The 19,622-nt window shown below is 41.0% G+C and carries 27 protein-coding genes; 8 read left to right on the plus strand and 19 right to left on the minus strand.

Annotated elements, in window-relative coordinates:
• Positions 1 to 24: 24 nt before the first annotated feature.
• Together MHH26_RS07490 and cgeC are read right to left on the minus strand one after the other, a co-directional pair.
• A complete protein-coding gene (locus tag MHH26_RS07490) occupies positions 25 to 1,320 on the minus strand; it encodes a glycosyltransferase family A protein (protein ID WP_340972893.1) in 1,296 nt (431 codons plus the stop codon).
• 17 nt (positions 1,321 to 1,337) lie between these two features.
• A complete protein-coding gene (gene cgeC / locus MHH26_RS07495) occupies positions 1,338 to 1,658 on the minus strand; it encodes a spore maturation protein CgeC (RefSeq protein ID WP_034660957.1) in 321 nt (106 codons plus the stop codon).
• Between the two features lie 207 nt (positions 1,659 to 1,865).
• Between cgeC and MHH26_RS07500 the strand changes: the two genes are divergently transcribed.
• Together MHH26_RS07500 and MHH26_RS07505 are read left to right on the plus strand one after the other, a co-directional pair.
• Positions 1,866 to 2,267, plus strand: coding sequence for a hypothetical protein (locus MHH26_RS07500; protein WP_106031081.1), 402 nt, complete (start codon positions 1,866 to 1,868; stop codon positions 2,265 to 2,267).
• 15 nt (positions 2,268 to 2,282) lie between these two features.
• Positions 2,283 to 3,245, plus strand: a complete 963-nt coding sequence (locus tag MHH26_RS07505; protein ID WP_307499788.1) for a CgeB family protein — start codon at positions 2,283 to 2,285, stop codon at positions 3,243 to 3,245.
• A gap of 28 nt (positions 3,246 to 3,273) precedes the next feature.
• On the opposite strand, the gene MHH26_RS07510 is transcribed toward MHH26_RS07505, so the two are convergent.
• Entirely contained in the window at positions 3,274 to 3,996 is a 723-nt protein-coding gene (locus MHH26_RS07510) for an acylneuraminate cytidylyltransferase family protein (protein ID WP_034660961.1), read from the minus strand.
• A gap of 243 nt (positions 3,997 to 4,239) precedes the next feature.
• On the opposite strand from MHH26_RS07510, the gene MHH26_RS07515 reads away from it, so the two are divergent.
• Positions 4,240 to 5,268, plus strand: a complete 1,029-nt coding sequence (locus MHH26_RS07515; protein WP_307499789.1) for an SDR family NAD(P)-dependent oxidoreductase — start codon at positions 4,240 to 4,242, stop codon at positions 5,266 to 5,268.
• Between the two features lie 51 nt (positions 5,269 to 5,319).
• Here the strand turns inward: MHH26_RS07515 and msrB are convergent, their stop codons facing one another.
• Positions 5,320 to 5,751 carry a peptide-methionine (R)-S-oxide reductase MsrB gene (gene msrB, locus MHH26_RS07520; RefSeq protein WP_307499790.1) on the minus strand — a complete coding sequence of 144 codons (432 nt, stop codon included), beginning with the start codon at positions 5,749 to 5,751 and terminating at the stop codon, positions 5,320 to 5,322.
• Positions 5,748 to 6,284, minus strand: coding sequence for a peptide-methionine (S)-S-oxide reductase MsrA (gene msrA / locus MHH26_RS07525; RefSeq protein WP_307499791.1), 537 nt, complete (start codon positions 6,282 to 6,284; stop codon positions 5,748 to 5,750). Before msrA ends, msrB begins: the two co-directional genes overlap by 4 nt.
• A 137-nt stretch (positions 6,285 to 6,421) precedes the next feature.
• On the opposite strand from msrA, the gene MHH26_RS07530 reads away from it, so the two are divergent.
• The 3 genes from MHH26_RS07530 to MHH26_RS07540 all read left to right on the plus strand — a co-directional run bounded on the left by MHH26_RS07530 (position 6,422) and on the right by MHH26_RS07540 (position 7,955).
• Complete coding sequence (locus tag MHH26_RS07530) at positions 6,422 to 6,853, plus strand: MarR family transcriptional regulator (RefSeq protein ID WP_034660968.1); 432 nt, start codon at positions 6,422 to 6,424, stop codon at positions 6,851 to 6,853.
• A 54-nt stretch (positions 6,854 to 6,907) separates the two neighbouring features.
• Entirely contained in the window at positions 6,908 to 7,168 is a 261-nt protein-coding gene (locus tag MHH26_RS07535) for a hypothetical protein (RefSeq protein ID WP_034660970.1), read from the plus strand.
• Between the two features lie 121 nt (positions 7,169 to 7,289).
• Positions 7,290 to 7,955 (plus strand): DUF4397 domain-containing protein, encoded by a 666-nt coding sequence (locus MHH26_RS07540; RefSeq protein ID WP_340972899.1) that lies wholly within the window; start codon positions 7,290 to 7,292, stop codon positions 7,953 to 7,955.
• A 31-nt stretch (positions 7,956 to 7,986) separates the two neighbouring features.
• Here MHH26_RS07540 and ypmT read toward each other — a convergent pair whose 3' ends face one another.
• The 7 genes from ypmT to ilvA all read right to left on the minus strand — a co-directional run bounded on the left by ypmT (position 7,987) and on the right by ilvA (position 12,814).
• A complete protein-coding gene (gene ypmT, locus MHH26_RS07545; protein ID WP_034660972.1) occupies positions 7,987 to 8,184 on the minus strand; it encodes a protein YpmT in 198 nt (65 codons plus the stop codon).
• A 22-nt stretch (positions 8,185 to 8,206) separates the two neighbouring features.
• A complete protein-coding gene (locus MHH26_RS07550; protein WP_034660973.1) occupies positions 8,207 to 8,773 on the minus strand; it encodes a YpmS family protein in 567 nt (188 codons plus the stop codon).
• 9 nt (positions 8,774 to 8,782) lie between these two features.
• On the minus strand, positions 8,783 to 9,544 hold the full coding sequence (locus MHH26_RS07555; RefSeq protein ID WP_066031756.1) for an SGNH/GDSL hydrolase family protein: 762 nt from the start codon (positions 9,542 to 9,544) through the stop codon (positions 8,783 to 8,785).
• A gap of 69 nt (positions 9,545 to 9,613) precedes the next feature.
• The gene (locus MHH26_RS07560) at positions 9,614 to 10,204 is read right to left on the minus strand and encodes an SCO family protein (RefSeq protein ID WP_319003351.1); all 591 of its coding nucleotides are present in this window, start codon (positions 10,202 to 10,204) and stop codon (positions 9,614 to 9,616) included.
• Between the two features lie 23 nt (positions 10,205 to 10,227).
• Positions 10,228 to 11,070 carry a DegV family protein gene (locus tag MHH26_RS07565; protein WP_034660975.1) on the minus strand — a complete coding sequence of 281 codons (843 nt, stop codon included), beginning with the start codon at positions 11,068 to 11,070 and terminating at the stop codon, positions 10,228 to 10,230.
• 187 nt (positions 11,071 to 11,257) lie between these two features.
• Positions 11,258 to 11,509 (minus strand): YpmP family protein, encoded by a 252-nt coding sequence (locus MHH26_RS07570; protein WP_034660976.1) that lies wholly within the window; start codon positions 11,507 to 11,509, stop codon positions 11,258 to 11,260.
• Positions 11,510 to 11,545: 36 nt separating this feature from the next.
• The gene (gene ilvA / locus MHH26_RS07575) at positions 11,546 to 12,814 is read right to left on the minus strand and encodes a threonine ammonia-lyase IlvA (protein ID WP_060596699.1); all 1,269 of its coding nucleotides are present in this window, start codon (positions 12,812 to 12,814) and stop codon (positions 11,546 to 11,548) included.
• 181 nt (positions 12,815 to 12,995) lie between these two features.
• On the opposite strand from ilvA, the gene MHH26_RS07580 reads away from it, so the two are divergent.
• Both MHH26_RS07580 and trhA read left to right on the plus strand, forming a co-directional pair.
• Positions 12,996 to 13,964: a sigma 54-interacting transcriptional regulator gene (locus tag MHH26_RS07580; protein WP_106037322.1), complete on the plus strand. Its 969-nt coding sequence runs from the start codon at positions 12,996 to 12,998 to the stop codon at positions 13,962 to 13,964.
• 14 nt (positions 13,965 to 13,978) lie between these two features.
• Positions 13,979 to 14,617, plus strand: coding sequence for a PAQR family membrane homeostasis protein TrhA (trhA, locus tag MHH26_RS07585; protein ID WP_060596575.1), 639 nt, complete (start codon positions 13,979 to 13,981; stop codon positions 14,615 to 14,617).
• Between the two features lie 35 nt (positions 14,618 to 14,652).
• Here the strand turns inward: trhA and MHH26_RS07590 are convergent, their stop codons facing one another.
• The 7 genes from MHH26_RS07590 to MHH26_RS07620 form a co-directional block, all read right to left on the minus strand.
• Positions 14,653 to 15,276, minus strand: a complete 624-nt coding sequence (locus MHH26_RS07590; protein WP_340972906.1) for a lysophospholipid acyltransferase family protein — start codon at positions 15,274 to 15,276, stop codon at positions 14,653 to 14,655.
• A gap of 19 nt (positions 15,277 to 15,295) precedes the next feature.
• Positions 15,296 to 15,781, minus strand: coding sequence for a type 3 dihydrofolate reductase (folA, locus tag MHH26_RS07595; RefSeq protein WP_060596580.1), 486 nt, complete (start codon positions 15,779 to 15,781; stop codon positions 15,296 to 15,298).
• The gene (locus MHH26_RS07600; protein ID WP_060596583.1) at positions 15,778 to 16,572 is read right to left on the minus strand and encodes a thymidylate synthase; all 795 of its coding nucleotides are present in this window, start codon (positions 16,570 to 16,572) and stop codon (positions 15,778 to 15,780) included. The genes folA and MHH26_RS07600 overlap by 4 nt, the downstream gene beginning before the upstream one ends.
• A 103-nt stretch (positions 16,573 to 16,675) precedes the next feature.
• Positions 16,676 to 17,203, minus strand: coding sequence for a phosphatidylglycerophosphatase A family protein (locus MHH26_RS07605; RefSeq protein ID WP_034660983.1), 528 nt, complete (start codon positions 17,201 to 17,203; stop codon positions 16,676 to 16,678).
• 18 nt (positions 17,204 to 17,221) lie between these two features.
• Positions 17,222 to 17,839, minus strand: a complete 618-nt coding sequence (locus tag MHH26_RS07610) for a YpjP family protein (protein WP_060596585.1) — start codon at positions 17,837 to 17,839, stop codon at positions 17,222 to 17,224.
• A 433-nt stretch (positions 17,840 to 18,272) separates the two neighbouring features.
• Positions 18,273 to 19,061, minus strand: a complete 789-nt coding sequence (locus MHH26_RS07615) for a class I SAM-dependent methyltransferase (protein ID WP_307499800.1) — start codon at positions 19,059 to 19,061, stop codon at positions 18,273 to 18,275.
• Between the two features lie 66 nt (positions 19,062 to 19,127).
• Positions 19,128 to 19,562, minus strand: coding sequence for a BrxA/BrxB family bacilliredoxin (locus tag MHH26_RS07620; RefSeq protein WP_034660988.1), 435 nt, complete (start codon positions 19,560 to 19,562; stop codon positions 19,128 to 19,130).
• Between the last annotated feature and the right edge of the window lie 60 nt (positions 19,563 to 19,622).

A 19,622-nucleotide genomic window follows, 5' to 3' on the forward strand; every position in this document is an offset into this window, starting at 1 on the left:
TATAGCGTCAAAAAAGCACCCCTCTTATGAGGAGTGCTTTCGCCCTGATGTTTGATAAAGAGACATATCAAATTCTTGCAACGATTCCATATACAGCGGCACTATCGGCTTTCCTTCTTGAAATAACGTAAATTGGGAAGGGTATAAATTAATTGGCTGATGATAAAAAGCAAATCGCTTCACGACATCAGGATCAATACGGTAAAAGGTATGATGCATCAGTAAATAGACATCTTGTTTCCATTTAAACAGCCGCCTGTTTGGCGGACTAAATACTGGAGAAACTTGAATCATGCCGCCATCTTCAAACATCTGAAGCCGTTCATTTGAAATCGTATAGATCTCCTTAGGGTGAAACTGAAAATATTGCACGTCACGTTTTGCAGCAAATCGCCTTTTTTTCTGATCTTCAATATAATAGAACGTTTTCCCATGATCTGCCGTGACAACTGTATAATTTGGTACTGCCAGCATGTCTTTCATCTCATATTTCATCGCACATAACGATGGCACCCGAATTGCGCGCCTGTTTTTTTCGTTCACCCAGCACCTTTCAATTTCATGAAGATTGCCGCCTGCGATTTGGTAGTAATCCCCTTCCTTTTCAATCACCGTTCCGTCAATGAGATCATACGGCATACTCGAAAACAGATGATGAAAGGAATGAGGGGTTTTATACGTTGTATCAAGTACATCTCTTAATGGAAAAAACGCGGCAAATTGATTCAGCCTCATCCAAAAAACAGAATCTGCATGATGCCAGTGTTTCGGCCCATCATCCCAATATTGCTCGTATTTTTCATGAATTAGCGGAAGCAAACGCCTTCTGTGCATGACCGAACAATGATCCACTTGAAAGGACGCATGCTCCAAGATTTGGTCTGCTTCACGGACAAAGCTCATGGTCTCAACTAAATGCTTATCAACATGCACGACCCGCTGCGAGGAATACACGATATCGATATGAGGCTTCGACTGAAAAACATCCACCATTTTCTGCAAACGATCTTGATGATACACAGTATCATCTGTTAAATAACAAATGAGCTGACCTGTTATACGGGTTAGCGCTTCATTAATAAGCGTCGCATACCGAACGGTTAACAGCCGTTTTGCAGGATGAACCGTGCGCGAATACAGATGAATGCGTTCATCGTCTAAATAGGGCTGGATCTTTTGGAGGGTGCCTTGTTCTGAGCCATCATCCATAATCAGAAGCTCCCAATTTGAATACGTTTGTTCCACCATACTCTTTAGCACACGATCAATGAAATCAGGTTTATTGTAGCTTGTTAAAATTACCGATACTTTCATGATCATTATCCTTTTTAATTAGATTAAAAAGCCCCCCAGCTGACAATGTTCACGTAAGGAACATTCACTCTTAGCTGATTTGTCACGTTTTTAAAGACCGCTACTGTATCAAAGAGCTGCACAACAACTACGTTTTGAAGGACCTCTCCATTGACTAAATGAACACGTGGCAGCGGAATGCCAAGCTCAAGCCATGGACGAAGTAATTCTTTGATGTCTGACACACTCTCTTCCTCACTTTCTTCTAAAAGACGAAGAAGAAGTAAAATCAAGATGACTTCAAGTACTCCTTCTGCTTCTAGTAATTCTTCGTTCCAACCATTTAATAATTGTTCAAATTCCATTCATAATCCCTCTCTCTTCACATTTAATCTTTACTAGAGTATGAGAATCACTTCATTTAGCCTCAGCATTTGAAAACATTTTTAAAAATGTGTGAAGTAATTAAATGAAAAAAAGAACAAAGAATCAGCGTTCTGCTTATACCAAAAAAAGTGAACGGCATATACATAGGGGTGAGTTTGAATTGATGAAGAAAGGATGGGGAAAAAATGAGCGACAAGCGTGCCGAATTAAAAAAAGAACTATTGAAAGTGTTTTTCAAACCACTTACTCGTGCATTAACAGTTAATCTTGAAGAAGGAGGAGTTCAAATGGAAGAAAAATTGAACAATTTATTAAGTGAAGTGGCAGCTGAGGCATCACCTTCAGATTCTGCTACAACACTCGATGTATCGCAGCCAGCAAGATGGATTTTTGCAAGACTTGCACCAGGAACCGTCATCAGCATTGTCACTGACTCAGGAGATTTAATCGGGCCGGTTCAATTCGTAGCATTCAATGCTTCAACGGGTGTTGTATTTGTTACACAAGAAAGCTCAGTTACACCAACAGGCTCTGCAACGACTTTATTAGATGTAGATAAAGTTGAAAGTGTTACGTTCACATCTTAATGTGAGAGGGCCATCATGAAGGTTCTTTATATCAGCTCTGGCTACGGTGGAATCTATCACATGTTTGATCAATGGGTAGAAGAGAGCTTCATTGATTCCCCCTTTTCATGTGTAAAAATTGATCGAGAATCTCTACCCGCTCACATGCACAAAATCCGGACATTTTCTCCGGATTTTGTTTTGATGATGATCGGTGATCATGTTCCGAGCGAAGTGCTTCATCAATTCAAACAAGAAAAGATCCCGATCGTTTTGTGGATGACAGAAGATCCCTTTTATACAGATGTGTCAGCTGCTTGCACGCGTGATGCGCGGCTCATATTAACGATTGATGAAGGAGCTTTGCCATTTTACAAACAATTGGGCATAGGTCACACCCACTACTTTCCCATTCCGGCAAATACACGTGTTTTTCAAAAAAACGAATCGCCTGAAGAGATGTGCAACTATGACATTGCACTCGCCGGCTACCCTTATCCCAACCGCATCAAAGCCATTGATACACTCTTACAACAGAACAAATGGCGGATTCTCGTTGCAGGTAAGGAATGGCATCGTCATTTAAATAAGTCACGAAGACATTATCGAGATCTCACACTAGTGACCAATTGGCTGAGCCCTCAGCAAATGGCGGACATCTATCAGCAATCAGCGATTGTTCTTAACCCGCACAGGCCGGCTCAGTTTGCCTATAATAAAAACAAAGCCATGATTCAAAATGTAAGCCTGAACAACAGAGCGTTTGATATCGCTGCAGCTGAAAGCTTTCAATTGACGGATCTACAACCGCCGCAAGCTTTTTCAAGCTTCGTTTTTTATAAAGATGAGGACGATTTGCTGGAACAGGTTGAATATTATGGATCAAATGCCGAGAAAAGAAAAGCGATCGCACGAAACAATTACGAACAAGTCGTTCCCTGGAATACATTTGAGACATTTCCACACAGGCTTTATGAGATCGTAAAAAGCGCCCTATGACCGGGCGCTTTTCTCGTTGAAATTCATCTTATGCATAACCCTCCGCATCTCGGCGAGCCAATAAGACTTTCTCCGCTTTCTCAAGGTCTTCCTCCTGTTTCACCACGAGTGATTTTTGGCGATCCATGATATACGCTCCAACAGATCCTTCTAAAAAGGAATGAATGCATTCTTTTGCATATGGAACATGAAAAGCATACACTGCTCCATTTAAACGGCCATACGTATATGGCTGCTCATGCTTTGGCATGAAAAAGTAATGATTGTCCTTATATAAAGTTGCTTCATTATTCTCATGCAGTGTCCATGTTTCATTTGGGTTTTCTAGCGCCTCTGTAAAAGATGCCATGCAGTCATAACTCCCTTCTACTAGAAGCTGCAAGCACTTCTCAATATCTTCCGGCTCTCTTAAAGGAGACGATGGATGCAAATATAGAACAATATCAAAGGTCTTCCCCTCACGCTCTAAATAAGCAAGCGCATGCTTCACAGCTATGAGTGACGGTGTTTGTTCCGTTACATGCGTGTCTGGCAGTTCAATCACATGGGCTCCGTAGTGAGATGAAATGATTTGAGTATTGACATCCTCTGTAGAGACGATGACTTCATCTAACTCAATCATTTGCAGTAACGGCTGAATGGTCCAATAGATGAGCGGCCGCTCCGCCAATACGCGAATGTGTTCATCATGCTGATCGCGCCTACTTCTAAAAGCTGGTATCAAGGCTAAAATACGATTTCCCCTATACATGTATTCCCTTCTCCCCTCGCGCAAAGCTCTCTTCATTTTCATCCGAGCTGATCGCAGTACTGAAGTGTTCAGGTCTCTCGTTTTTCTACTTGTTCTCTTATCTCTCCATATTCTATTAAGACGTCAAGCAGATGGTTATAATTTGTTCACCTAATTTATATAGAAAGTGGTTCTTTTCCTCAAACGGATGCCGCTCTTTCACATATGATGCAAAGTAGAGAAATGAGAGTTGGGGGATTAGATATGTCCAAAAAGATAGAAATGAGTTTGAAGGCTTTTTTTCGTGACAAAACGATATTAGTCACAGGCGGTACGGGTTCGATCGGCCGTCAAATTGTGAAAAAATTAACATCATGCTCTCCAAAGAAGATTATCGTCTTCAGCAAAGATGACAGCAAACAATACATGATGAAAAATGAGTATGCAGATCATCCAGAAGTTGCATTCGCTTTAGGAGATGTACGAGATGCAAGCCGCGTGAGACAGCTCGTCAAAGGCGTTGATATCATCTTTCATGCAGCCGCCTTAAAACAAGTACCCACTTGTGAAGACAATCCGTTTGAAGCCGTGCAAACGAATATTATCGGCGGGCAGCACGTCATTGAAGCCGCAATCGAACATGAAGTCAGTCATGTTGTCAACATATCAACTGACAAAGCGGTTTCTCCAACAAATGCCATGGGTGCAACAAAATTAATTTCAGAAAAACTATTTTTCCAAGCAAACGAAAGTATTCCGAATCAAAAAACGATGTTTTGCTCTGTGCGTTTTGGCAATGTGCTTGGATCAAGAGGTTCAGTCATTCCCATCATGCTCCAGCAGCTGTTAAATGAAAAACCTTTGACCGTAACTGACCCTAATATGACACGTTTTTTTATGTCCATCGAAGAGGCTGTCTCCCTCACACTTCAAGCAGCGATCATGATGAAAGGCGGCGAAACGTTCATTCTCAAGATGGAGTCATTACAGCTTGCTGATCTCTTAAAAGCGTTTCATGAATATGCCACTCAAATCAATGTCGCATCCCCGGATATTCTCGTTGTTGGGAAAAGACCTGGAGAAAAGCTTCACGAAGAGCTCACATTTCAGCACGAAGCAGATGCACTATTTGAGCATGAACAATTTTATGCCATTTTACCAAGACCACAACTGCACGCTGACTTTCAAAAAGTCGACTTAACCAATTACACATCAAATGAAGCGCCTCTCATTACAAAAGAAAAGCTATTCCACATCATTGAACAATTACATCACACGCATCATAAAAAATAAAAAATCGTCACACGGAAGCAGATGCCTTCCATGTGACGATTTTTAAATAGATCAATCAAATAGATGTTTCAAATTCCCATAGCCTTCTTTTTCAAGATCATCCTTTGGGATAAACTTCAAAGCGGCTGAGTTAATACAATACCGAAGACCATTTGGTCCTGGTCCATCAGGAAAGACATGACCTAGATGAGAATCAGCTGTCTTGCTGCGCACCTCTGTCCGCACCATCCCATGGCTCGTATCCACCTTCTCCGCTACTTCCTCATCTTCAAGCGGCTTTGTGAAACTCGGCCAGCCGCAATGGGCATCAAACTTATCTAAAGATGAAAAAAGCGGCTTGCCTGAAATGATATCCACATAAATGCCTTCTTCTTTGTGATCCCAGAATTCATTTTGAAATGGCGGCTCAGTGCCATTATTTTGCGTGACTTCGTACTGCATTCGGTTTAATTCTTTCAGACGCTTTTCTTTTTCGTTTGTCATGATTTATCACTCCAATGGGACTCAATAAAACCCGCTCTGCCCGAACCGACATGATATCGTTCGTAGTGCATTTTGTTCTTTTTATAATAATGCTGATGATATTCCTCTGCGGGATAAAAAGGACCAGCATCTAAAATTTCTGTCACAATTGGCTTTTGGAAAGTGCCGCTTTCGTTCAGCTTCTCTTTCGATGCTTCTGCAAGCTTTCTCTGCTCGTCATGATGAACATAAATACCTGTGCGGTAGGACTCTCCTCTATCACCAAATTGCCCTCCATCATCTGTTGGGTCTATTTGCTGCCAATACAGTTCTAATAGCTTTTCATACGAGAAAACGTCTGGATCAAACGTGATTTGAACCGCTTCTCTATGTCCTGTTGTATTTGTACATACTTCCTCATAGGTCGGATTCACTGTATGTCCGCCAGTATACCCTGATTCAACTTTGATAATGCCCGGCTGTTCATCAAAAGGTTTAACCATACACCAGAAGCAGCCTCCTGCAAATGTGGCTAATTCTTGTTTTTCAGACATATTAGTGCCCCCTTCATTTAAAAAATGGTATCATCATATTATAACATGATGAAAAATAATGAAAATGATACGACTTGTATACCTAAAATAAAAGAAAGCATTCTGTCGTATCTTAAAATATAATGGGGGTTTAATGATTGGAACAAAGAAAACAAATGATGTATGAAATGGATTCTTTACTGAGAACCGTATTTAAGCAGATCCGTTATGAGATTAACAGCCTGCTCGAAAACGAATTATCTCGGAATGAATTTCTCATTTTAAATCTGCTTCGTGAGCAAGGTGCAAAAAAAGTAACGGAATTTGCGTCCATTCTAGGGGTGTCAGCAAGCCATATCACAGCTGTGACCGACACACTCGTAGAAAAGGGCTGGATTACCCGTATCCGTTCTAAAGAGGATCGCCGCATCATCAAAATCCACTTAACCGATAAGGGTAAGGAAATTACTGAGCATTTTGAGAAAAAGAAAACAGAATACTTTATGGAGCGATTTGAGTCATTCGACGACGAAGAACTGAAAACAATGATCAAATTATTTAAAAAGCTGGATAAAAGTCAAAAGGATTAAGCATAGATTTTAGCGCTCTGGACATGCTACGGATAAAAAGAGGTGGAATGAACCATGACAAGCCCTTATCTTTGTCCAAACTGTAAAACAAACAGAACGCGCTTTAATCTGATTGAGCAGCTTTCAGAACCTGTGAAGCTGGATCCTGCGACCGGAGCAGTTGTCGAAAGATACGAAGGAGAGCAGCTTTCTCCTTTTCACGTGAGCTATCAAGGTCCTCAAATAAAAGTCCAGTGCGGCGTTTGTGGTTTAATTGAGGATGAAAAAACGTTCATTAAGCTAGCTGAATATCATCAATATTCTTCTCCTTCTTAACTTGCGGGCCTGACGGAAAACGTCAGGCTTTTTTCTATGCTTCTTTTGCCTATACAGATCGCCTTTTTCATGCATACGCTACAAAAAAACACCATCGCATAAGAAAGTAGGGATTGATGACATGCAGCAGCTCTCTTATCATGACTTTCCATACCGTCCACTCGCTGCGGGCTTCGAGCACCCTCAAAGCAGCCCTTCATTCAAAGCCTTTATTCGGCTCTTTCACGCTGCACCAGATCTTAGTGAGCTCGCTGTATATGTGAATCGGAATGAGGTCTTGAAAAAAATGCCTTACAGTCATTTGACAGCTTATATGGAGTGGGATGAGGGAATTTATGAGATAGAAGTGTTCAAGCTGGCCACAAAAGAAAGAGTTCTTCATTCTTGCATGATGATTAAACGTAGCGAGATTTACACCCTATGTATCACAGGTGCTCATGCAGGTTTTGCGCTGCTGACAGAGCGGCAAGACCCTGTGATTCAACACGAGGACCTGTCAGCCCTTACATTTGTCCATCTGTCTCCAGACCTTCCTTCCATTGATATATATGAACGTGATCAAGGGGTGTTATCAAAGGAGCTTCATTATGTAAACGGCACTCACATTCATCATTTCTCCCCGAATAAATATCATTTTGAATTAAAAGCCGCCGGTACTCAAAGTGTACTGCTTGATATCCCAAAAGTTCATCTGCAAGCAAATCGCGCATACCTCATTCTGCTTCATGGCTTTGCTAACGGAGAGCCAGAGCTTATGGCAAAGGTGGTCTTGTCTCAGCAAATATAAAAAAGAGCCTTTCCTCAATGGAAAAGGCTCTTTACGAGACATCTTCAGCTTTTTCTTGCTTTTGAAAATCAAAAGCAAGAATCATGATACCTAGAAATAATGCACAATAGGCAATATTTAAGTAAAACTGATCGATATTTTCTGCTCTTAAATCAGTGGCAGCTGTAATGCCAAAGTACGCAGCAAATAAAAGCGACAGTAAACTAAAATATTGATAGACTCGCTTCATGATTTCACTCCTGACTCACTTTCTATTGCTTTGGATGATAATATGAGAACTCAATTTCATCGTTCTCTAGATCAATTTTGTTTGCTTTCACATACATATCATTCGTCAGTGGCATTTCTGAAAGGCGTACTTCAACCGTTTTTTGATCCGGTTTCACATGAACGAATTCTGGCAGTTCATAGAACTGGCCCATGTAGCTTAAAACAAAACTAATCGGAATGCTCAATTGTCCAATTGAAAGGCCATCCACTTTCAACAGCACATCACCATTATCTTCGACAGTTGGCGTAAATGAGACGTTTGCATCAATAGTCGAAGAGAAAGCTTTAATTGCGCCTGTCACTTTCACATCTTGATCGATCGCCACATGAAAGTCTGGCATATCACTTGATCCTTGATTTTTCAAGTAATCATTGATAAAGCTGGTGAGCGATTCCTTTGAGCTAGATATATTAAAAGAATACTCGCTTTTTAATTCTTTAGTTGAAGCGGATTGACCGCCTGGCAGCATCATCAAAATACCGCAGGCAAGAACAATCAATAGATTGATTGCAAGTAAAATAAAAAATAAGCTTTTCCACTTTTTCATACGTTCACCCTATTCCTTCGGCAGTCCTTCTTTTTTCACTTTGGAGAATAAACGATTTGCCATAAGAGAGTACCCCTTTTGGTTTGGGTGGAAATCATCATCTGCCAGTAATTTTTCATCAGAATCTTCCTCAAATAAATCTGCTACATTGATGATATCAGCGTTGCCGTCTTTTTTCAGTTCCTTTTTGGCAGCGGCATTCCAATCTTTGACGACTTCATCAATATCTCGCAGCTCAGACAAACTGAACTTAAAGGGATTGTACATGCTGACATACATGATCTTCGCATGATCATTGTGCTTTCTCAATTGAGCAAGAATGGTTTTAAAGCGCTCCTCAAAAGGACCCTGCTCTTTTTGAAAAGGAGCAAACGTCAAATTGAGCACATTTTGATGGACAACATGCATTAAGTCATTGCCGCCGATCGTAAAGAAAATATAGTCAGCGTCTTTCAGTCCGTCTTGCACCTTTTTTTCTTTTAATCTTTTTAATAAATCTACCGTTCTACTGCCTTTAATGGCATAATTTTTTAATGTGACAGATTGCACGCCGTCCACCGCTTCTAACTTGTCACGGGTCATGCCTGCATATCCTTTTTTATGTTGATCTCCGATTCCTTCTGTTAAGGAATCTCCAACCGCTGCGATCGTAATATGTTCTTTTACGTCTTGTGTGTCTTCTAGTTTATCCTTTATGCCAGCCTCTTGCGCGGAACATGCAGAAAGAACAAAAGCTAGAGACATCACAATCAAAATCAAACGAGCCTTCAAACGATGATGTCCCTCCTTTTTCTGATTAAAAAAGTGTATCATGTTTTCGCTCATTTGAACATCCTTATGCTAGCTTCGATTTAGCGTTTTGATGTCCTTGATAATTTCATCATAAGGTGTATTTTGTACACCATCATAATTTTTCATCACTTTCCCTTCTTGATCAACTAGGAAAAACAATGACTGATGAATCACTTGGTCTTCATCTTCAGGTTTCTTCACAATGGTTTTAAAGCTCTTCATTGCGAATTTTTCGATTGCAGACTGTGAATAGCCAGTGAGAAAATCCCAATTTTTAAAGGACAATGGATATGCTTTTGCAAATTCTTTTAGCTTGTTCGGTGAGTCTACCTCCGGGTCCACGCTAAAGGAAATGATATGCGCATCCAACTTTTCTTCTTTTAACCGTTTTTGCAGCTCTGTCATATGAGCAGTCATCGGCGGACAGATCGTTTCACAGCTTGTGAAAATAAAATCTGCAACCCATATTTTCCCCTTCAAATCATCCAATGACACCTTTTGACCATCCTGATTTTCATACTCAAACGGCTGTATTTGATAATTTAACGTATCTTTGATTTGTCCATTTGAACATGAGACTAAAAGAAGCACGCTTATGATCATAAGCGTACCAAGTGAGGCTCCCCTTTTTTTAAGCATGGTACGTCCATCCCCTTTTTCAATCAATCGGTATAAAAAGTAAAGCCTATTGCGCCTTTTCCAGTGTGACACGAAATAATCGGTGTTGTGTAGGCGATGTCAACAAGTGCTTCAGGTGTGTGATCAAGCAGCGCTGATTTGAGCTTTTCAGCGAGTTCTAATGCATCTGCATGCGCTATCCCAATGGCTTGAACTGTTTTTCCTTTCACGGCCTGTACATACTGTTTGGTCAAATAGCGGACAAGCGCAGAATAGCTTCTCACATTCGCTTCCGGCGTGTATACCCCGTCTGTTAAGCTGGCAATTGGTTTGATGTGAAGAAGTGAGCCGATCAGCGCCTTTCCTCTTCCAATTCTTCCACCTTTCACGAGATTTTCTAATGTATCGATTGTGACAAATAGCTTTGTTTTAAGGCGGATTTTATCCATTTCTTTGATGATGTCTTCACGGCTTGCACCATTTTTTGCAAGCTCTGCTGCTTTGCTGACTTGAAACCCTAATCCATAGGAAATAAAATTTGAATCAATCACCGTGATGTTTCCGTCTACCATTTTCGAAGCGCTTTCAGCAGTTTGAACAGTTCCACTCATCCCACCCGTTAAATGGATGCTAATGACTTCGCTTCCATCTGCCGTGAGCTTTTCATATAATTCGACGAATTGACCGATCGCAGGTTGAGACGTTTTCGGCAATTCCTCAGCGGCCTCCATTTTTTCAATAAATTCATCTGGCTGTATATTCACTCGGTCAATATAATCAACCCCAGAAATGGAGATATTGAGCGGAATCACGTGAATGGAAAGATCATTGATTTTTTCTTGCGGAAGGTCCACAGTTGAATCTGTTACAATTTTAATTTGTTTCACTATCGTCTCATCCTTGCTGTCTTAGTCTTTACTTATGATATTACCTTATTTCGTGCATACTTGAAAACAACTGTCATGACGTTTTTGAAATTGTCACATTTTCTTCTTTTCATGAAAAAAATCCTTGCCAAGCTGAGCAGCTGTCATTTCAAAACAGCCGCTCACTCCACTTGACAAAGATTTCTATTTACGCATTGTGTTTCAGTGTAGGCTCCTGATAGATCTGCTCATATGTGCTCCACTTGACGTTACGTTTCACATCCTCTCTGAAAGAGTACACAGCTCTCTTTCCTTTAGATACATAGACTTTTTTCAAGAAAGCTTCAAGTCTAAAGGTGAGCATGAAACCATACGTCTCATCTCCCTTTAGTACAGGGACTTCTGTTACCTTGATCTGAGCTCCATCCATCCGTCTAAAACATATTGTTTTGAGCAGCACAAACGATCAATCCTCTTTTCCAATGTTCTGTTACGCCTAAATAAATAGGTGGAATAAATCTTGATCTTTATTCACTTCAACATAATGGAATCCTTTTTTATTCATCCGTTCAATCAGCGCCGCATAGTCATCTCTTTCTTTCAATTCGATGCCAACAAGCGCGGGGCCTTTGCTTCGGTTATTCTTTTTCGTATATTCAAAGCGTGAGATATCATCATTTGGCCCTAATACTTCATCTAAAAATTCCCGAAGCGCTCCTGCTCTTTGCGGAAAATTGACAATGAAATAATGTTGAAGCCCTTCATAGATCATCGACCGTTCTTTGATTTCCTGCATTCTGCCAATGTCATTATTTCCTCCACTGACAATACAGACAACATTTTTCCCTTTAATCTCCTCGCGATGGGCATCCAGCGCTGCGATCGACAGTGCGCCTGCCGGCTCTGCTACAATCGCACATTGATTATACAGCTCTAAAATGGTTGTACATACTTTTCCTTCAGGTACAAGACTGATTTTATCGACAACGGACTGAAGCGATGTAAACGTCTTTTCGCCAATCCGCTGAACCGCTGCTCCGTCTACAAACTTATCAATTGAATCAAGTGTCACAACCTCGCCCTTTTCATGGGAAGCATGGAGTGAAGCTGCGCCAAGTGGTTCGACTGCAATGATTTCGGTTTCTGGGGCGATATTTTTGATATATGTACCAACTCCAGATAACAGACCTCCACCTCCAACACTTGCAAATAAAAAGTGAGGCTCCACTTCGATATCATTTAATATTTCTACAGCAGTCGTTCCTTGTCCTGCCATCACATCCAAATCATCAAACGGATGGATAAACTCGCGCTTCTCTTCATCTCCGCATTTTACTGCTTCATGATATGAATCATCAAACGTATCTCCGGTTAAGATAATTTCAACATATTCTTTTCCAAAAAGCTCGACTTGAGATACTTTTTGTCTTGGTGTCGTGGCAGGCATAAAGATTTTCCCGTGGATCCCTAAATATTTACAAGAATATGCAACACCCTGCGCGTGATTTCCTGCACTTGCACAGACAATGCCGTTTTCTAGTTTATCTTTTGGAAGCTGGCTCATTTTATTAAAAGCGCCTCTTAATTTAAAGGAACGAACTACTTGAAGATCCTCTCTTTTTAAGTAGACATTACATTCATATCGTTCAGAAAGTCGCTCATTTTTTTGAAGAGGTGTATGAATCACTACATCCTTCAAATTTTGATGGGCCTTTAAAATGTCTTTCACTTGAATTAGCGTGTTTTCTTTGAGCAACGGTTTCATGTACAAGATCCTTTCTCTTTAACCTTATTTAATTTGTCATTATAACATGAATATTCAAAAAATAAACCAATAGATCATGGATCAAGCATAAATTTCATAAACTTTTTCGTTTTTCTGTACATTTGGTTTTATTGGGTGTTACAATTGAACCAATTAGAACCACAAAGAAAGGAATCACCCGATGACCACACATTCGTTTACGTCTATATATGGAGAGCATCAAGAAATTAAGCGTGCCATTCATCTGGCAAAGCAATTCACAAAACACGAGCAGCCGGTCTTGATAACAGGAGAAATTGGCACAGGCAAAACACTATTTGCCCAGGAAATTGCAAATGCAGCTGCTACAAACGCTTCACTGACACATCTATATTGCCCCATCTTAGATGAAGATACCTTACAGAAAGCCTTCACGGAAAAGACCAGTCAAATTCTTTATTTAGACGAAATCGCCGCATTAAATATTCCTATGCAGCATCAGGTCATTCGTTTTCTAGAAACCTCTCCTGCAACAAAAGTCATTGCCACTTCGTCTTTATCAATAGAGGCATTGAGGGTGTCATCTACCTTTTTACCTGAGCTGTTTTATCGCTTAAATGTTTTCCATTTGCCCCTCCCGTCATTAGCAGATCGAAAAACAGACATTCCTGTGTTAACAACTGCTTTCTTTCAGGAGCTGAGCATGACGCCTGATATTGATCCAAGTGTTTGGGAAACGTTGCAGGAGTATCCGTTTGAAGGAAACGTACAGGAACTCAAAAATATCGTTCATTATGCTGCAGTCATTCTCGAGGGGCAAACGGTATTTTTACACCACCTGCCGCCTTTTGTGTTAACACCTCTTTCGCCGGACGTAAAAGGAAAAAAGGAAGAACACCAGCTCACACTAATGGAAAAACAAGAGTTTGTTTTCCTGCTGGAAGCCATTAAATCTCTCAATGAGAAAGGAGAAGCAGCCAGCAGACGCATCTTGTCTGAATTAAGCAAACAAGGCGACATTCCGCTGACCCCTCAGCAGGTGAGGAGCCGATTAGATGATCTTGAGAAAAAAGCTTACGTGACGAAAGGAAAAGGCAGGGCCGGCACGAAGATTACACTTGAAGGTCTTTCATTCCTGAAGTCACTTGATGGTTATATACCGGTTCAATAAAAGGAGGCTATCCATTGTTTACTGTAAAAGAAGAAATTGCAAACGCCATTACACATGGCATTGGCGTTATTTTATCCATACCAGCCATTGTTTTTCTCGTTTTATTCGCTGTTCAATACGGCACTGTCACAGACATCATCAGCTTTTCGATATTTGGCTTATCCATGCTGCTGCTCTATTTAAGCTCGACCTTGCTTCATAGCATTCGGCACAAAAAAACAAAAGATGTATTTGAAATCCTCGACCACTCGGCTATTTATGTATTGATTGCTGGTACATATACGCCCTTTTTACTAGGACCATTAAAAGGCGCACTAGGCTATACGCTTCTTGCGATTGTATGGGCGCTTGCTGCTGGCGGAATTGTCTTTAAAATCTTTTTCGTCAAACGGTTTATCATTGTGTCCACGCTCGTTTATTTATTAATGGGCTGGATGATTATCATTGCCATCAAACCACTTTACATTGGGTTAACGGGCGCAGGATTTGGCCTCTTACTGTTAGGCGGTCTATTGTATTCAGTCGGAACCATCTTTTATATTTGGCGGAAAATTCCCTATCATCATGCCATTTGGCACAGCTTTGTACTCGGCGGCAGTGCATCGATGTTCTTCTGCATTCTCTTCTATTGTGTGAACATTCCTGCTGCATGAAAAAAACCAGCATCCACTTTCGGATGCTGGTTTTTCTATGCGCGCTTTTGGGCGTAATCACTCATCATGACAGGTGCTTTAATATGAATATCAACATTAACAGGGCGAAGCCTTTTGACGATCTTCCCAGTTAATAGACGATCCGTTCCACTTGTTTCAATCGGTACAAGCGGACAATCACTATCTTCAGCAAGTGCCTCTGCCATGTGACGCTTTGCTTCTGGAAGCAATACACTCTGCCCAGATAAGATTCTTTCCTTTGCTTCTTCTAATAAGGCATCATCAGATTGATTCTGATGAATAACCGCCATCTTCTTCAGCCATTGTTTTAAAATGGGATATCGAAAAAGATTCGGCTTTGCCATGAAAGCAAATGGCTTCTCAAGGTGACCAATCAATAATGTCGTCGTGACTGGATTCAGTGCCTGTGTGATATAAATAACGGGTCCATCTGGCAGCTTCTTTTGCTGGTGAATGGTCATGACTGATCCTGACTGATCAATACAGCCCCGGGCAAACCTTTTTGCATGCTCATGAATGAGATGCATTCGTTTCGTATAGGAAATGCGCGGATCAGTTAATTCATGAGCATGCAAATGCCTCATACTTTTAAAAAAGGATAGGGCAACATAAATCGTTAAAAACCAATAACGAAACAACCGTACTCCTCCTACTCATTTATCCTTTTTTGTCATATACGACAAATTCATAATTGTAGGGGTTCTTTTCGTCACGATGGCCTTTTTCGCGTGATACAACCGTCCATTCGTTTTCATTGTAATCAGGAAAGTAGCGGTCTCCTTCAAACGCATGGTGAATATGCGTGATATATAGACGATCCGCATATGGCATCATTTCTTCATACAGCTTAGACCCGCCGATGATAAATAACTCTGTCTCGTTCTCCCCGATTGCCAAAATATCAGCAATGGAATGGACAACCTCGCATCCTTCTGCTTCAAAAGAAGAACTTGTTGTCAAAACGATATTTCGGCGGTTAGGCAGCGCTCTTCCAATTGATTCAAACGTTTTTCTGCCCATGACAATCGTATGCCCGCCTGTGACTTTCTTAAAATACGCTAAATCAGCTGGTAAATGCCAAGGCATTTGATTATCTTGACCAATGACTCTGTCTTTTCCTGTCGCCACAATCATCGAAATCATACACTGACTTCTCCTTTGATATGCGGATGCGGGTCATAGTTCTCAAGCACAAAATCATCGAACGTGAAATCAAAAATGCTCTTCACATCTCTTGTAATGCGAAGCTGCGGAAGCTTGCGTTCCTCGCGCTCTAGCTGCATTTTCACCTGCGGAAGATGATTCTGATAAATATGAGCATCTCCTAGCGTATGAACAAACTCTCCTGGCTCAAGATGTGTAACTTTGGCAATCATCATCGTGAGAAGGGCATATGAAGCAATATTAAATGGCACGCCTAAAAAGATATCTGCCGATCTTTGATAAAGCTGGCAGGAAAGCTTCCCGTTTGATACGTAAAATTGAAACAGACAATGACATGGAGGCAGCGCCATTTGATCAATTTCACCCGGGTTCCAAGCGCTGACGATCAGTCTTCTTGAATTCGGATTATGCTCGATATCGTGGATCAGCTTTGTGATCTGATCCACAGTCTCACCGTCCCCACTAGCCCAAGATCGCCACTGCGCTCCGTACACACGGCCCAGTTCGCCATTTTCATCTGCCCATTCGTTCCAAATCCGGACGCCATTTTCCTGAAGATATTTGACATTTGTATCACCTTTTAAAAACCACAGTAACTCATGAATAATTGATTTCAGGTGCAATTTCTTTGTTGTTAAAAGCGGAAATCCTTCCTGCAAATCAAATCTCATCTGGTAACCGAACGTGCTGATTGTACCTGTTCCCGTTCTGTCACCTTTTTCATCCCCGTGCTGTAATACATGACGGCATAACTCTTTGTATTGTTTCATTTTTTTCATCCTTTATTTATGTTCTTGTTGTAGTTTACCTTATTTCTGCTTTTGTTTAAACCAAAAAAACATGCCTGCATGATGAGCAGACATGTTTTTCTTTTTATACTTGATTCACTCGATCCTGCTCTTCGTCCTTAATATCTTGGTGTGAGTGAGCAATACGGCTAGCTGCTGCTGCGGCAAGCGCGGCGACAAGGTCATCAAGGAAGGTATGCACTTCACCTGGACGACCTTCATCTAATTCCCTGATAATACCGAATTTCTCTTTATCTAAATAACCGAAGTTTGTCAAACCGATTGATCCATATACATTGACAATGGAAAGCGGAATAATTTCATCAATACCATATAGCGGCTCGTCTGTTTCAACTAAGTGCTGCAATGGTTCTGGCAATAGCTTTTTTTCAGCCAGCTGATCAAGGGCAAGTCCTGTTAAAACCGCATGGACAATTTCCCTTTTATTCAACACTTTTTCAACATTTTCAATACAGACACTAAGTGGAAGGTTTGGATGATATTTTTCTTGAAGCTTTAGCACAATATGTGCAATATCTTCAATTTTCACTCCACGTTCGTTTAACATTTGTTTTGTAATCTGCACCATTTCGTTCATTGTATACTTTTTCAATTGGCATGACATCTCCTTCTAGTGGCTCATCCAGCTCGGTGGGGTGTTTTTGTCCCAGTAAATATTACCGAGTTCATGATGCGTCTGGAATCCATCTTCTGCTGTATGGTAGTGAAAGTTAAACCAATATCCGCTGTGTGGCGGCTGATCTCTTCTCACATGAAAACGGAGCAAATCTTCTCCAGTCTTCCGGTTGTAGATGTGGAAGATTTTTTCGCCATTTCCGCTCGAAGGCTGATCAGTTAACACAACATCTTGAAATTTTTCGTCATCTTTGAAATTTGTTAAAACATCGGTTAACACTTGTTCAATTTTCGGTTGAATCTCTTCTCTGTACTCGTCTTCAATGACAGGTGTGATTTTACGGCCGAATTTGAGAAAGGATTGATTTTCTGCACTTGATAGAACCTCCTCCTTATATTGCTCAAAGGGGTCTACCTGCTCTTTGTTGTCCTCTTGCGATAGTTCCCAGCTGCGTAATTCATCTGATGTATCATAAACCGCTGTATAAGGCGTTTTATCAGATGAAGAAAGTTCAGATGGCTTGTCTGTCATCAAAGCCGACGGAGGAGAGATCAAACCAAAAGTTGCAATTGTAAAGAGCGCAACAAGCGTTTTTCTCATCCACATCTTCATGATATCTAATTCCTTCCATAAGTTATCATACTGCTATTCTAGCATATAATGAATTTTCAGTCATTCAATTTGGTCACTGATTTGAGACTTTCTTTTTCATAATAAAACGTTTACAATGACAGTAATGACGACTAAAATTTGGGAGGAATGGGTATGCTTGAAGGGTTTTTCATCACAGCTTCCTTGCTGACACTGTTTTATTTTGTCTATATGGAGATTACGGATTAAAGCCCTTAGAAAGGGCTTTTTCAGATTGTTGACAAAGGGCTAAAATAATCTTGATTTTAGCCCTTTGTCTTCTATTCAGCGTGATAGAAAACCTTTGAAGTCTAGGAAGGACGAGCACTGGAATGGAGCGAATTTGACATTCGTGAGTACCGCAGCGCAGGACTGACAACGAATGCAAGGGTTTGTCTACACGCTGTAAAAGCCCTTAGTGAGGGCTTTTTTCTTTCTCAATATAACCATAATGAAATTGGGCTGTTTTTCGTTTTATGACGTGAAATTGATAGGATTCCGCTGTAAATCGTGTACTTTTCCAATGATCTTTTAAAACCACTCTTTTTCTTGCCACTCTTAACGCCTCTTGCACGGCTATTTCGTGATCAAAGTGGTGCTCTGCCGCATGACGCAGCGGCGCTATACTTGTAGATTCTTGAATCGTTTCCTCAAACATCGGATCAAAATAGACAATATCAAATGAACGGTCAGGACACTGCTTTAGCTGCTCGATACTGTCTCCACTGATCACAGATATCCGTTTCATCGCTTCATCTGCTTCTTCTATCCCTGTTTCCCATGTGTTCAGTCCTTCTCGCACTAGTAACGCCGTAATGGGATTCTTTTCTATACCGACGGCCCTTCCATTCCTGCCTATCGCACAGCTTGCAGTAATAGCATCAGACCCTAAGCCAAGTGTGCAATCTAAAAAGGAATCTCCCGGCTTTAGCTGGGCTGCTTCGATTAAAGGATCCTTTTCTCCGCGCAAGAGCCGCTTCACCCTGAACATCGCTGAGCTTGGATGAAAAAAGAACTTTTCACCATTGGGCTGATACCATTCGAATCTTTCTTTCCCGACAACAAGTACATCTCCTCGTTTCATCGCAAGCTGCTTGACGGATTGTTTGCGTCTTTCTACATACTCACCATCTAAATCCTTTGCAAGCGCCTTCGCTGTTTCAATCGTTTGTTCATTTGCTCTAAAGCTTGTTGTAATGAGCATATTGTTCCTCCATCATGATCAAGAAAAAATGCCCTGATCTGATCACAGGGCATTTCAACACTTGTATTAGCAATGTTTTTCGAATGCAGTTAAGACATTTTTCATGATATCTTCCATTTCATGACCTTCAATTTCGTCACGCGGGATAAAATGAACGAGTTCATTTCCTTTTAAAAGGGCCATAGAAGGAGATGATGGCTCTTCACCCGTGAAGTATTCTCTCATTTTTGCCGTTGCTTCCCGATCCTGCCCAGCAAATACTGTGACGATTCTGTCTGGAGCTTTTTCTGCCTTCATCACAGCTTGAGTCGCTGCTGGGCGTGCTAATCCGGCAGCACATCCGCATACAGAATTAATGACAACAAATGTTGTTCCTTCAGCTTCTTGCATGGTTTGTTCTACTTCTTCTTCCGTCTTAAGTTCTTGAAATCCTGCACTTGTCAGCTCTTGGCGCATTGGCACAACGAGCTGGCGCATATATTCTTCATATGCCATTGACATAAAAAAGCCCCCTCTAAAAATCCTTATGTTGTGAATAAAGGATACTATAGAGAGAGCCAA

The organism is Bacillus sp. FSL K6-2839, from assembly GCF_038003365.1.
GTDB lineage: Bacteria > Bacillota > Bacilli > Bacillales > Bacillaceae > Bacillus.

Bases quoted from the DNA above. Each gene is read 5' to 3' on its own strand.
- MHH26_RS07600 (WP_060596583.1), bottom strand. From the start codon at position 16,572: ATGAAACAATACAAAGAGTTATGCCGTCATGTATTACAGCACGGGGAT.
- MHH26_RS07500 (WP_106031081.1), top strand. From the start codon at position 1,866: ATGAGCGACAAGCGTGCCGAATTAAAAAAAGAACTATTGAAAGTGTTT.
- MHH26_RS07515 (WP_307499789.1), top strand. From the start codon at position 4,240: ATGTCCAAAAAGATAGAAATGAGTTTGAAGGCTTTTTTTCGTGACAAA.
- folA (WP_060596580.1), bottom strand. From the start codon at position 15,781: ATGATTTCGATGATTGTGGCGACAGGAAAAGACAGAGTCATTGGTCAA.
- msrA (WP_307499791.1), bottom strand. From the start codon at position 6,284: ATGTCTGAAAAACAAGAATTAGCCACATTTGCAGGAGGCTGCTTCTGG.
- MHH26_RS07535 (WP_034660970.1), top strand. From the start codon at position 6,908: ATGACAAGCCCTTATCTTTGTCCAAACTGTAAAACAAACAGAACGCGC.
- MHH26_RS07540 (WP_340972899.1), top strand. From the start codon at position 7,290: ATGCAGCAGCTCTCTTATCATGACTTTCCATACCGTCCACTCGCTGCG.
- MHH26_RS07615 (WP_307499800.1), bottom strand. From the start codon at position 19,061: ATGCTCATTACAACAAGCTTTAGAGCAAATGAACAAACGATTGAAACA.
- MHH26_RS07510 (WP_034660961.1), bottom strand. From the start codon at position 3,996: ATGTATAGGGGAAATCGTATTTTAGCCTTGATACCAGCTTTTAGAAGT.
- MHH26_RS07490 (WP_340972893.1), bottom strand. From the start codon at position 1,320: ATGATCATGAAAGTATCGGTAATTTTAACAAGCTACAATAAACCTGAT.
- ypmT (WP_034660972.1), bottom strand. From the start codon at position 8,184: ATGAAGCGAGTCTATCAATATTTTAGTTTACTGTCGCTTTTATTTGCT.
- MHH26_RS07610 (WP_060596585.1), bottom strand. From the start codon at position 17,839: ATGAAGATGTGGATGAGAAAAACGCTTGTTGCGCTCTTTACAATTGCA.
- MHH26_RS07550 (WP_034660973.1), bottom strand. From the start codon at position 8,773: ATGAAAAAGTGGAAAAGCTTATTTTTTATTTTACTTGCAATCAATCTA.
- MHH26_RS07560 (WP_319003351.1), bottom strand. From the start codon at position 10,204: ATGCTTAAAAAAAGGGGAGCCTCACTTGGTACGCTTATGATCATAAGC.
- msrB (WP_307499790.1), bottom strand. From the start codon at position 5,751: ATGACAAACGAAAAAGAAAAGCGTCTGAAAGAATTAAACCGAATGCAG.
- MHH26_RS07505 (WP_307499788.1), top strand. From the start codon at position 2,283: ATGAAGGTTCTTTATATCAGCTCTGGCTACGGTGGAATCTATCACATG.
- cgeC (WP_034660957.1), bottom strand. From the start codon at position 1,658: ATGGAATTTGAACAATTATTAAATGGTTGGAACGAAGAATTACTAGAA.
- MHH26_RS07580 (WP_106037322.1), top strand. From the start codon at position 12,996: ATGACCACACATTCGTTTACGTCTATATATGGAGAGCATCAAGAAATT.
- MHH26_RS07620 (WP_034660988.1), bottom strand. From the start codon at position 19,562: ATGTCAATGGCATATGAAGAATATATGCGCCAGCTCGTTGTGCCAATG.
- ilvA (WP_060596699.1), bottom strand. From the start codon at position 12,814: ATGAAACCGTTGCTCAAAGAAAACACGCTAATTCAAGTGAAAGACATT.